At 65.1% G+C, this 11,696-nt stretch carries 9 protein-coding genes; 3 read left to right on the top strand and 6 right to left on the bottom strand.

Features of this window, described 5'->3' with window-relative positions:
• Window positions 1–37: 37 nt before the first annotated feature.
• Together hemN and O1Y97_RS03925 are read left to right on the top strand one after the other, a co-directional pair.
• Window positions 38–1,387 carry an oxygen-independent coproporphyrinogen III oxidase gene (gene hemN / locus O1Y97_RS03920; RefSeq protein WP_318763156.1) on the top strand — a complete coding sequence of 450 codons (1,350 nt, stop codon included), beginning with the start codon at window positions 38–40 and terminating at the stop codon, window positions 1,385–1,387.
• Window positions 1,388–1,468: 81 nt separating this feature from the next.
• Window positions 1,469–2,800 carry a UDP-glucose dehydrogenase family protein gene (locus tag O1Y97_RS03925; protein ID WP_318763157.1) on the top strand — a complete coding sequence of 444 codons (1,332 nt, stop codon included), beginning with the start codon at window positions 1,469–1,471 and terminating at the stop codon, window positions 2,798–2,800.
• A gap of 54 nt (window positions 2,801–2,854) precedes the next feature.
• Here O1Y97_RS03925 and scpA read toward each other — a convergent pair whose 3' ends face one another.
• The 5 genes from scpA to O1Y97_RS03950 are packed head-to-tail and all read right to left on the bottom strand — an operon-like array spanning window position 2,855 to window position 9,585.
• Complete coding sequence (gene scpA, locus O1Y97_RS03930) at window positions 2,855–4,996, bottom strand: methylmalonyl-CoA mutase (RefSeq protein ID WP_318763158.1); 2,142 nt, start codon at window positions 4,994–4,996, stop codon at window positions 2,855–2,857.
• Window positions 4,993–5,460: a hypothetical protein gene (locus O1Y97_RS03935; protein WP_108606178.1), complete on the bottom strand. Its 468-nt coding sequence runs from the start codon at window positions 5,458–5,460 to the stop codon at window positions 4,993–4,995. The genes scpA and O1Y97_RS03935 overlap by 4 nt, the downstream gene beginning before the upstream one ends.
• Window positions 5,457–7,460, bottom strand: a complete 2,004-nt coding sequence (locus tag O1Y97_RS03940) for an acetyl-CoA carboxylase biotin carboxylase subunit (protein ID WP_318763159.1) — start codon at window positions 7,458–7,460, stop codon at window positions 5,457–5,459. The genes O1Y97_RS03935 and O1Y97_RS03940 overlap by 4 nt, the downstream gene beginning before the upstream one ends.
• Window positions 7,461–7,471: 11 nt before the next feature.
• Window positions 7,472–9,004 (bottom strand): acyl-CoA carboxylase subunit beta, encoded by a 1,533-nt coding sequence (locus O1Y97_RS03945; protein ID WP_318763160.1) that lies wholly within the window; start codon window positions 9,002–9,004, stop codon window positions 7,472–7,474.
• Entirely contained in the window at window positions 9,004–9,585 is a 582-nt protein-coding gene (locus O1Y97_RS03950; RefSeq protein ID WP_318763161.1) for a biotin transporter BioY, read from the bottom strand. Before O1Y97_RS03950 ends, O1Y97_RS03945 begins: the two co-directional genes overlap by 1 nt.
• A gap of 165 nt (window positions 9,586–9,750) precedes the next feature.
• Between O1Y97_RS03950 and O1Y97_RS03955 the strand changes: the two genes are divergently transcribed.
• On the top strand, window positions 9,751–11,163 hold the full coding sequence (locus tag O1Y97_RS03955) for a helix-turn-helix domain-containing protein (RefSeq protein ID WP_318763162.1): 1,413 nt from the start codon (window positions 9,751–9,753) through the stop codon (window positions 11,161–11,163).
• A gap of 4 nt (window positions 11,164–11,167) precedes the next feature.
• Here O1Y97_RS03955 and O1Y97_RS03960 read toward each other — a convergent pair whose 3' ends face one another.
• On the bottom strand, window positions 11,168–11,524 hold the full coding sequence (locus tag O1Y97_RS03960) for a DUF423 domain-containing protein (protein WP_318763163.1): 357 nt from the start codon (window positions 11,522–11,524) through the stop codon (window positions 11,168–11,170).
• Window positions 11,525–11,696: the final 172 nt, after the last annotated feature.

Consider the following 11,696-nt stretch of genomic DNA (forward strand, 5'->3'; position numbering starts at 1 on the left):
GCTCACGTCCGATGTTGGGCCATTGACGGAGATGACCATGGACAGAAGCCTCGTTGAAAAATACGCAAGCCCGGTGGCGCGGCATACGAGTTATCCCACCGCCCCGCATTTCAGCGCCGACGTGTCGACCTCGACCTATAGCGACTGGCTGCGGGCGCTGCCGAGGGGCGCGCCGGCGTCGCTCTATGTCCACATCCCCTATTGCGACCGGCTGTGCTGGTTCTGCGCCTGCCATACCAAGCAGACGCGACAATATGATCCGGTCGCGCGCTACCTCAAGGCGCTCGACGCCGAGATCGACAGCATCGCCGCTCTCGCCGGCAACAGGCTGCGCGTGACGGCGCTGCATTTCGGCGGCGGCTCGCCGACCTTGCTCCAGGCCGACGACATCCTGGCGCTAGGCGGCAGGCTGCGCGACAAGTTCGCCTTTGCGTCCGACGCCGAGATCAGCGTCGAGATGGACCCCAACGACATGGACGAGGCGCGGTTCGACGCGCTGGCCGCCATCGGCATGACGCGCGCCAGCCTCGGCGTCCAGGATTTCAACCAGCGCGTGCAGCAGGCGATCAACCGCGAGCAGACCTTCGAGCAGACAAAATGGGTCGTCGATGCCGTCAGGGGCCGCGGTGTTCATTCGGTCAATCTCGACATGCTCTACGGGCTGCCGCACCAGACGCTGGCTTCGATCGAAGCGACCACCGACCTGGTGTTGTCGCTCAGGCCGGACCGCATCGCGCTGTTCGGTTATGCCCATGTGCCGTGGATGAAGAAGCACCAGACCATGATCGATGAGGCGCTGCTGCCCGACGCGAGCGCACGACTGGAGCAGGCCGAGGCGGCGAGCCGCCTCATCCTGGCGGCAGGCTACGAAGCGGTCGGCATGGACCATTTCGCGCTGCCCGAAGACAGCCTTGCGGTTGCCGCGCGCTCGGGCACGCTGCGGCGCAACTTCCAGGGCTACACCACCGACCAGGTCGACGCGCTGATCGGGCTGGGCGCCTCGTCCATCGGGCTGCTGCCTCAGGGCTATGTCCAGAACATGCCGGCGACCGGCGAATATGAGCGCCGCGTGCTGGCCGGTGGCCTGGCCACGGTGCGCGGTGTGGCGCTGTCCGATGCCGACCGCATGCGCGCCTGGGTCATAGAGCGGCTGATGTGCGACTTTTCCGTCTCCCGCTGCGAGCTGCTTTCCCGCTTCGGCGAGCTGGCCCGCGCGGTCATCGCCGAGGCCGAGCTGCTCGCCGCCAACGACCGCGACGGCATCTTTGCCCGTGCCGGCAACCGCTTTGTCGTCACCGATCGCGGCAAGCCCTTCGTCCGCTCGATCGCCGCGCATTTCGACGCCTATCTCGGCCAGGGAACGGCGCGCCATTCCGTCGCCGTCTGATCGCAACAGCGGCATTGGTGCGCCGTGCCGAATTCCTGTATCTACGCCGTTCAAAGCGGGCGGCGAACAGGAACGGACCGTATGAAGCTCACGGTATTTGGAATTGGCTATGTCGGTCTGGTGCAGGCGGCGGTGCTGGCCGAGGTCGGCCATGACGTCGTCTGCGTCGATGTCGATGCGGCCAAGGTCGAAAGGCTGAACCAGGGGTTCGTGCCGATCTTCGAGCCGGGGCTGGAGGCCCTGGTGCGCGACAACCATGCGGCGGGCCGCATCGTCTTCACCACGGATGCGGTGCTGGCGGTGCGCCACGGCGAGATCCAGATGATCGCGGTCGGCACGCCGCCGGGCGAGGACGGCTCGGCCGATCTCAAATATGTCCTGGCCGTGGCCGAGACGATCGGCCGCGAGATGGTCGAACCCAAGATCGTCGTCGGCAAGTCGACCGTGCCGGTCGGCACCGCCGACAAGGTGCGGGCGGCCATTGCTTCGGCGCTGAAGGCCAGGGGCCGCGAGGAGCTGGCCTTCGACGTCGTCTCCAATCCGGAGTTCCTCAAGGAAGGCTCGGCGGTCGCCGACTGCATGAAGCCCGACCGCATCATCGTCGGCACCGAAAGCGAGGCCGCCGAGGCGGTGATGCGCGAGCTCTATGCGCCGTTCAACCGCAACCACGAGAAGATGATCGTGATGGACGTGCGCTCGGCCGAGTTCACCAAATATGCCGCCAACTGCATGCTGGCGACCAAGATCAGCTTCATGAACGAGATGGCGAACCTGGCCGAACTGCTCGGCGCCGACATCGAGGAGGTGCGCAAGGGCATCGGCTCGGACCCGCGCATCGGCTATCACTTCATCTATCCGGGCCTGGGTTATGGCGGCTCGTGCTTTCCCAAGGACGTGCGCGCGCTGATCCGCACCGCCGACGATGTCGGCTTCGAGCCGGTGCTGCTGAAGTCGGTCGAGGAGCGCAACAACGCCCAGAAGGCGGTGCTGTTCGACAAGCTCAAGGGCCACTTCAACGGCGATCTCGCGGGCAAGACCTTTGCGCTGTGGGGACTGGCGTTCAAGCCCAACACCGACGACATGCGCGAGGCGCCGGCGCGCGTACTGATGGAGGCGCTGTGGGCCGCTGGCGCCAAGGTCCAGGCCTATGATCCCGAGGCGATGAACGAGGCGCAGCAGATCTATGGCCAGCGCGACGACCTGCTGCTCTGCGGCACCAAGGAGGCGGCACTGCGCGGCGCCGATGCGCTGTTGATCGCCACCGAGTGGAAGAACTTCCGGGCACCGTCCTTCGAGACGATCAAGCAGGCGCTTGCGACGCCGGTCATCTTCGACGGTCGCAACCTCTACGACCCCGCGGTCGTCGCCCGCCATGGCCTCCAGTACATCTCCATCGGCCGGAAGGCCGCTTAACACCGCCAACAAAAAGACCCGCTCGCCCGAGCCTTTTTTCGTCCGGAGTGGCGGCTACTGGTTGCGGCGCTTGCCTTCCATCAGGTCGAGCACGGCGCGCGCGGCATCGAGCACATTGGTGCCGGGGCCGAAGACGGCTGATACACCGTGATCGAGCAGGTACTGGTAGTCCTGGCGCGGGATGACACCGCCGACCACCACAATGATGTTGTCAGCGCCCTTGGCCTTGAGCGCGTCGACCAACTGCGGCGCGAGTGTCTTGTGGCCGGCGGCCAGCGACGACATGCCGACGACGTGGACCCTGGACGCAATCGCCGTATCGGCAGCCTCGCCAGGGGTCTGGAACAGCGGCCCGGCAATGACCTCGAAGCCGATGTCGCCAAAAGCGGACGCGATCACCTTGGCGCCGCGGTCGTGGCCGTCCTGGCCGAGCTTTGCTACCATGATGCGCGGTTTCTCACCTAGTGAGCCGGCAAACTGTTCGAGGCGCGACAGCAGGGTCTGGAATTCCGGCTCATCGTCATAGGCCTTGCCGTAGACGTTCTCGACCACTTCCGGGACGGCCGCATGATCGCCGAAGGCGCGGCGCATGGCGTCCGAGATTTCGCCCACCGTAGCGCGCGCCCGCGACGCCTCGACGGCGGCGGCGAGGATGTTGCCTTCGCCTGACCGGGCGACCTTCTCAAGCGCGGCAAGCGCTTCCTCGACACGCTTGGGGTCGCGCTGGCGCCGTGTCTGCTCAATGCGAGCGATCTGCGACACGCGGACGGCGGAGTTGTCGATCTCGAGAATGTCGAGATGGTCTTCCTGCTCGAGGCGGTATTTGTTGACGCCGACGATGACCTCGTCGCCGCGGTCGATGGCCGCCTGCTTGCGGGTCGCGGCCTCCTCGATCAGGCGCTTGGGCAGGCCTGTGGCGACCGCCTTGGTCATGCCGCCCATCGCCTCGACCTCCTCGATCAGCGCCCAGGCCTTTTCCGCGAGGTCGTTGGTCAGGGCCTCGACATAATAGGAGCCGGCGAGCGGGTCGACGACCTTGGTGACGCCGGTCTCGTGCTGGAGGATGAGCTGGGTGTTGCGGGCGATGCGGGCGGAAAACTCAGTCGGCAGGGCGATCGCCTCGTCGAAGGAGTTGGTGTGCAGCGACTGCGTCCCGCCCAATGCCGCCGACATCGCCTCGAAAGCGGTGCGGACGACGTTGTTGTAGGGGTCCTGCTCCTGCAACGACACGCCGGAGGTCTGGCAGTGGGTGCGCAGCATCAGCGACGAGGTCTTTTTCGGCTCGAACTCGGTCATGATGCGCGACCAGAGCAGGCGCGCGGCGCGCAGCTTGGCCGCCTCCATGAAGAAGTTCATGCCGATGGCGAAGAAGAACGACAGCCGGCCGGCGAAGTCGTCGACATTCAGGCCCTTGTTCAGCGCTGCGCGGACATATTCACGTCCGTCGGCCAGCGTGAAGGCGAGTTCCTGCACCAGCGTCGAGCCGGCCTCCTGCATGTGGTAGCCGGAGATCGAGATAGAGTTGAACTTCGGCATCTCCTTCGCCGTATACTCGATGATGTCGGCAACGATGCGCATCGAGGGCTCGGGCGGGTAGATGTAGGTGTTGCGGACCATGAACTCCTTCAGGATGTCGTTCTGGATGGTCCCCGACAGCTTGTCGCGCGACACGCCCTGTTCCTCGCCGGCAACGATGAAGTTGGCGAGGATCGGGATCACCGCGCCATTCATCGTCATCGACACCGAGACCTTTTCGAGCGGGATGCCGTCGAACAGGATCTTCATGTCCTCGACAGAGTCGATCGCCACGCCGGCCTTGCCGACATCGCCCTCGACGCGCGGATGGTCCGAGTCATAGCCGCGATGGGTGGCGAGATCGAAGGCGACCGACACGCCCTGCTGGCCGGCGGCGAGCGCCTTGCGGTAGAAGTTGTTGGACGCCTCCGCCGTCGAAAAGCCGGCATATTGCCGGATGGTCCAGGGGCGGCCGGCATACATGCTGGCGCGCGGGCCGCGCAGGAACGGCTCGAAGCCCGGCAGCGTTCCGAGATGGCCGATGCCTTCGAGATCGTCGGCCGTGTAGAGCGGCTTCACGTCGATGCCCTCGGGCGTGTTCCAGGTCAGCGTGTCAGGCGAAGCCTTGATCTCGCGTTCTGCGAGCTTCTTCCAGGAATCGATTGTTGGTTTGTCGGTCATTTGCTGCTTCCATTCGGCAACCCGGCGAGCGCCATCCTGTTGCGCGGGCCAGCGGCCCAGTCACGCACAACGAGAAGACCAGCCAGCATATAGATCAGGAGAATTGTGTTGGTGAGTGCTGCGAGCGAGATGGTTCCCGTCGCGGCCAGCCATCCGCCTGCTGCAATCAGCGCTTCGCCGGCGAGGTAGAGCAGAGCGATCCTCCGGAGGTTCACGAAGCCATAGGTTAGCTTCGTGACAATGGCGAATCCGGCAGCCCCCCAGACACCCCACACCATCGCATTGAAAAGGTGGATGTGATATGGCCCGCGGCTAGCAGTTGACAGACCGATGAGCAGCGAGAGGAGGCCGGGCGGCGTGTAGCCCCAGGCACCGTAGGCCATCTGAACCAGGACTACGCCGAGGAGGCCGCCCAAAAGGCAGGCGGCGATCTTCGCTTCTTCTCGGATCCTGAGCCTTGTCACTCGAACTCCATGATCAGCTCGTCGACGGCGAGGCTTTCGCCTGCGGTTGCCGCCACGTGCTTGACCGTGCCCTTGCGCTCGGCGCGCAGCACGTTCTCCATCTTCATCGCTTCGACGGTCGCCAGCGACTGGCCGGCTTCGACTTCGTCGCCCGCCTTGACCAGGATCGACGTCACCACGCCGGGCATCGGGCAGAGCAACATCTTCGAGGTGTCGGGCGGCAGCTTGACCGGCATCAGCCTAGCCAGTTCGGCGACGCGCGGGCTGCGCACATGGGTCACCACGTCCATGCCGCGCCAGCGCAGGCGCCAGCCGGTGCCCGAGCGCGAAACCTTGACGCCGATGGACATTCCGCCGACCGCGAAATTGGCGTGCAGGTGCCCAGGCATCCAGTCGCTCGACACCGCAAGGGCCGTGCCGTCATCGAACGCGACCACCGTGCCGTCGGCGCCGTCCTTGACCTGCAGCGGCAGCGTGAAGCCGCCGAGCGTCACCACCCAGTCGGTGCCGACCGGGCGCTGGTGGTTGGCGAGCGAGCCCGAAATCTGGGCGCCGCGGCGCTGGGTGAACTGGTTGATCAGCGCTGCGACCGCGGCGAGCTTGTGGGCGTCCGCCTCGGTCGGGGCCACGCCGGTAAAGCCGTCGGGAAATTCCTCGGCAATGTAGGCGGTGGTCAGCCGGCCATCGCGGAAGCGCTGATGGTCCATGACCGCCGACAGGAACGGCAGATTGTGGCCAATGCCCTCGACCTCGAAGTCGTCGAGCGCGCGGCCCATCGCCTCGACAGCCGTCAGGCGGTCGGGCGCCCAGGTGCAGAGCTTGGCGATCATCGGGTCGTAATACATCGAGATCTCGCCGCCCTCGAAGACGCCGGTGTCGTTGCGGACGACCGTACCGTCGTCGCGTTTGCCCTCGACAGGCGGGCGGTAGCGAGTCAGGCGGCCGATCGACGGCAGGAAGTTGCGGTAGGGATCTTCGGCATAAAGCCGGCTCTCGATGGCCCAGCCGTTGAGCTTCACCTCATCCTGGGCGAAGCGCAGCTTTTCGCCCGCGGCGACGCGGATCATCTCCTCGACGAGGTCGATGCCGGTGATCAGCTCGGTCACCGGATGCTCGACCTGCAGGCGGGTGTTCATCTCGAGGAAATAGAAGTTGCGGTCTCCGTCGACGATGAACTCGACCGTGCCGGCCGAGAAGTAGCCGACGGCCTTGCCCAGCGCAACGGCCTGCTCGCCCATCGCCTTGCGGGTCTCGGCGTCGAGGAAGGGCGACGGTGCCTCCTCGATGACCTTCTGGTTGCGGCGCTGGATCGAGCATTCGCGCTCGCCGAGATAGAGCAGGTTGCCGTGCTGGTCGCCCAGTACCTGGATCTCGATGTGGCGCGGCTGGGTGACGAATTTCTCGATGAAGATGCGGTCGTCGCCGAAGGAGGATTTGGCCTCGTTCTTCGACGACTGGAAGCCCTCGCGTGCCTCGGCGTCGTTCCAGGCAATGCGCATGCCCTTGCCGCCGCCGCCGGCGGAGGCCTTGATCATCACGGGATAGCCGATCTGGTTGGCGATCTTCACCGCCTCGCTGGCGTCCTCGATCAGGCCCATATGGCCCGGCACGGTCGAAACGCCGGCGGAAGCCGCGATCTTCTTCGAGGTGATCTTGTCGCCCATCGCCTCGATGGCAACGGGCGGCGGTCCGATGAAGGCGACGCCCTCGGCCTTCAGCGCTTCGGCAAAGTTCGAGTTCTCCGACAGGAAGCCGTAGCCCGGATGCACGGCATCGGCGCCGGTCTGGCGCACGGCGTCGATGATCTTCTGAATGACGATGTAGGACTGGTTCGACGGCGCTGGCCCGATATGGACGGCCTCGTCGGCCATCTTCACATGCAGCGCTTCGCGGTCGGCGTCGGAATAGACGGCGACCGTTGCGATACCGAGTTTCTGGGCCGTCTTGATGACCCGGCAGGCGATCTCGCCACGATTGGCGATGAGGATTTTCTTGAACATTCTTGTCCTGCTCACAGCGGTATCGTGTCGTGCTTCTTCCACGGCGCCTCAGCCTTCTTGCCGCGCAGGGCGGCGAAGGCGCGGGCGATGCGGCGGCGCGACGAATGCGGCATGATCACTTCGTCGATGAAACCGCGCTCGGCGGCGACGAAGGGATTGGCGAAGCGTTCTTCATATTCCCTGGTGCGGGCGGCGATCTTTTCCGCGTCGCCGAGTTCCGAGCGGTAGAGGATCTCGGTCGCGCCCTTGGCACCCATCACCGCGATCTCGGCCGTCGGCCAGGCATAGTTGATGTCGGCGCCGATATGCTTGGACGCCATGACGTCATAGGCGCCGCCATAGGCCTTGCGCGTGATCAGCGTGACCATCGGAACGGTCGCCTGCGAATAGGCGAACAGAAGCTTGGCGCCGTGCTTGATGACGCCGCCATATTCCTGGGCCGTGCCCGGCAGGAAGCCCGGCACGTCGACCAAAGTCAGGATCGGGATCGAAAACGCGTCGCAAAAGCGCACGAAGCGTGCTGCCTTGCGCGACGAGTCGATGTCGAGGCAGCCGGCCAGCACCATCGGTTGGTTGGCGACGACGCCGACAGACTGGCCCTCGATGCGCATGAAGCCGGTGATGATGTTCCTGGCGAAGGCTTCCTGGATCTCGAAGAAATCGCCCTCGTCTGCGATGGCGAGGATCAGCTCCTTCATGTCGTAGGGCTTGGCCGCGCTGTCGGGGATCAGCGTGTCGAGACGCTTCTCCAGTCGCGCCGGGTCGTCGTGGAACGGCCGGACTGGGGGCTTCTCGCGATTGTTGAGCGGCAGGAAGTCGAACAGCAGGCGAACCTGCTCGAGCGCCTCGATGTCGTTTTCATAGGCACCGTCGGCGACCGAAGACTTCGACGTGTGGGTGCGGGCGCCGCCGAGTTCTTCGGCGGTGACGATCTCGTTGGTGACGGTCTTCACCACGTCGGGACCGGTCACGAACATGTAGGAGCTGTCGCGCACCATGAAGATGAAGTCGGTCATGGCAGGCGAATAGACAGCACCACCGGCGCACGGGCCCATGATCACCGAGATCTGCGGCACCACGCCCGAGGCGTCGACATTGCGCTTGAAGACGTCGGCATAGCCGGCGAGCGAGGCAACGCCTTCCTGAATGCGGGCGCCGCCCGAGTCGTTCAAGCCAATGACAGGCGCGCCGTTGCGCATCGCCATGTCCATGATCTTGCAGATCTTCTGGGCGTGCGTCTCCGACAGCGAGCCGCCGAGCACGGTGAAGTCCTGCGAAAAGACATAGACCAGCCGGCCGTTGATCGTGCCCCAGCCGGTGACGACGCCGTCGCCCGCCACCTTCTGCTCGGCCATGCCGAACTCGGTGGTGCGGTGGGTGACATACATGTCGAACTCTTCGAAGGAGCCTTCGTCAAGCAGGACGTCGATGCGCTCGCGCGCCGTCAGCTTGCCCTTGCCATGCTGGGCGTCGATGCGCTTCTGGCCACCGCCGAGGCGGGCTTCGGCGCGGCGGGCTTCCAGTTGTTCGAGTACGGCGCGCATCAGTTCATGCCCTTTGCGGAAAGCCATTTCCAGGCGGCGGGGAAAGCGATGGCCGCAAGCAGCGCCTTGGCGATGTCGCCTGGGATGAAGGGATAGAGACCGAAAGCCAGAACCGGCTTGTCCCAGCCGATGACGCCGCCGAGCCAGAGCAGGCCCGGCACGTAGATGATGGCGCCGGCGAGCAGTGCCGCAAGCATGGCGGTAAAGACGTTACGGTCCCAGCCGCGCTCGGCCAGCCAGCCGGCGAGCAAGGCGGCAGGCAGGTAGCCAAGGAGATAGCCGCCGGTCGGGCCCATCATGTAGGCGAGGCCGATGCCCTTTTCCGGCGTGCCGGCGAAGACCGGCAGGCCAAGCGCGCCTTGCGCGAGATAAAGCGCCACGGCCGCGGCGCCACGCACCGGGCCGAGGGCCAGGCCCAGGCCGATGACGACCAGCGTCTGCATGGTCATCGGCACGGGATAGAACGGCACCTGCACCTTTGCGGACAGGGTCAAGAGCAGCGAACCCGCGACGACGGTAACAACGTCCATTGTGGTGAGCCGGCTGGTCTGCCTGTCGGCGACGGCTTGGTAGAGCGTCATGAGCTTTCTCCCGCGCTACGAGTTTGAAAACAATGGCCTCTCGCCGCGTCAGCGGCAAGCAGCGAAGTTGGCGCAATAGCCCTGTGGCGCGCGCAGGAAAACAGTTGAAAGTGTGCGAAAGCGTAATATACAAATATGAGAACTGTAAATTGCGAAATTGCAAACATGGTGTCACGCAAACTCTATATCGGCCGCAAGGTGCGCGAGCTGCGCGACGCCAACAAGGCGACGCAGGCGAGCTTCGCCGAACGCATCGGCATCTCGACCAGCTATCTCAACCAGATCGAGAACAACCAGCGCCCGGTTTCGGCCTCGGTGCTGCTGGCGCTCGCCGAAAAGTTCCAGATCGACATCACCGAGATTTCGCAAGGCGACAGCGACCGGCTGTTGTCGGCGCTGACCGAGGCGCTGAGCGATCCGCTGTTCGAGAACTATGCGCCGAACCTGCAGGAACTGAAGCTGGTGACGCAGAACGCGCCGGGTTTTGCCCGTGCGCTGATCTCGGCGCACCAGGCCTATCGCCGCACTTCGGAACAGCTGGCGAGCCTCGACGACACGCTGGGCAAGAGCGTCGGCCTGACCGAGCCGACGCCTTACGAGGAAGTGCGCGACTTCTTCCACTTCGTCGACAACTACATCCATAGCCTCGACGTGGCGGCCGAGCGGCTGGCCGGCGAGCTCGGCATCGGCGAGCGCGACAGCTATGCGGCGCTCGCAGCACATCTGGACAGCCGGCACGGCGTGCGGATTGCCCGTGCCGAGGCCAATGACGATGCGCTGCGGCGCTTCGATGCCAAGTCGGGCGTGTTGTTCCTCAACCCATACTCGCCGCTCGCCACCCGTAGTTTCCAGATCGCCTTCCAGATCGCCGAGATGGAGATGGAGGCCGAGGTGGCGCAGATCGCCCGCACCGCCGATTTCCGCACCGCCGAGGCGCTGGAAATCTGCAAGATGGGGCTGCGCAACTATTTCGCCGGCGCGCTGACCCTCCCCTACCAGGCCTTCATGCGCGCGGCCGGAGAATTGCGCCACGATCTCGAACTGATGGCGGCGCATTTCGGTGCCTCGATCGAGCAGGTGGCGCATCGGCTCAGCACGCTGCAGCGGCCGGGCCACAAGGGCGTGCCGATCTTCTTTGCCCGCATCGACCGCGCCGGCAACATCACCAAGCGCCACAGCGCCGCCAAGCTGCAGTTCGCCCGCTTCGGCGCGGCGTGTCCGCTGTGGAATGTTCACCAGGCCTTCGAGACTCCGGGCCGGATCATCCGCCAACTCGCCGAGACGCCAGACGGCGCGCGCTATCTCTGCATCGCCACGGAGATCTCCAAGGGCGGCGGCGGCTTCAACGCGCCGCACCGGCGCTATGCCATCGCGCTCGGCTGCGAGGTCACCTATGCCCAGGATTTCGTCTATGCCGACGGGCTGGAGCTGGGCAGCAAGACGGCCTTCGACCCGATCGGCATCTCATGCCGCATCTGCGAGCGCACCAACTGCCAGCAGCGCGCCGTGCCGCCGCTCAAGCGCAAGCTGGTGATCGACCGGGATGTCAGGCATCCCCTTCCCTACAGGATCGGCTAGACTTCTAGTTGTTCCTTGGGGCGAACAGAGCACCAGCGGCGAGCGTCAGCCAACCCAAAATCATGCCGGTTCCGCCCATGGGGGCGGCGAAGGGAAACAGCCGCTGGCCGAGATAATCGCGGGCCAAGAGGTCGCCTGTGAACAGCAGCACGGCCAGCAGCAGGATGGCCGTCCCGATGTGCAGGATGCGGCTCTGGGCTGCCACCAGGGACAGCGCGATCAGCGCCGGCGCATGGAAAAGCAGGAAATTGGCCGCTGTCGCGACGTTGGTGCTGCCGCCATGGCTCGCCGCTGCCGAAAGTGCCACGCCCGCTGCGCCGAAAACAGCGCCGGCGGTAAACAGGACCCGATCGAATTTCATGCTTTCCGCTCCTCGATTCACGGAGGGCGATCATACAGATGCGCGGCATGAAATGTTCCGCCGACTTTGCGCCGATTGCCGCAGGATGGCCGCTTTCCTGTGGACCTTGAACAGGCGGGCATGATTGGCCGTTTGGCGTTCGCCCCGGCAGTCACTATGTTCGCGCACCCGT

This window comes from Aminobacter niigataensis, assembly GCF_946995915.1.
Lineage (GTDB): Bacteria > Pseudomonadota > Alphaproteobacteria > Rhizobiales > Rhizobiaceae > Aminobacter > Aminobacter niigataensis.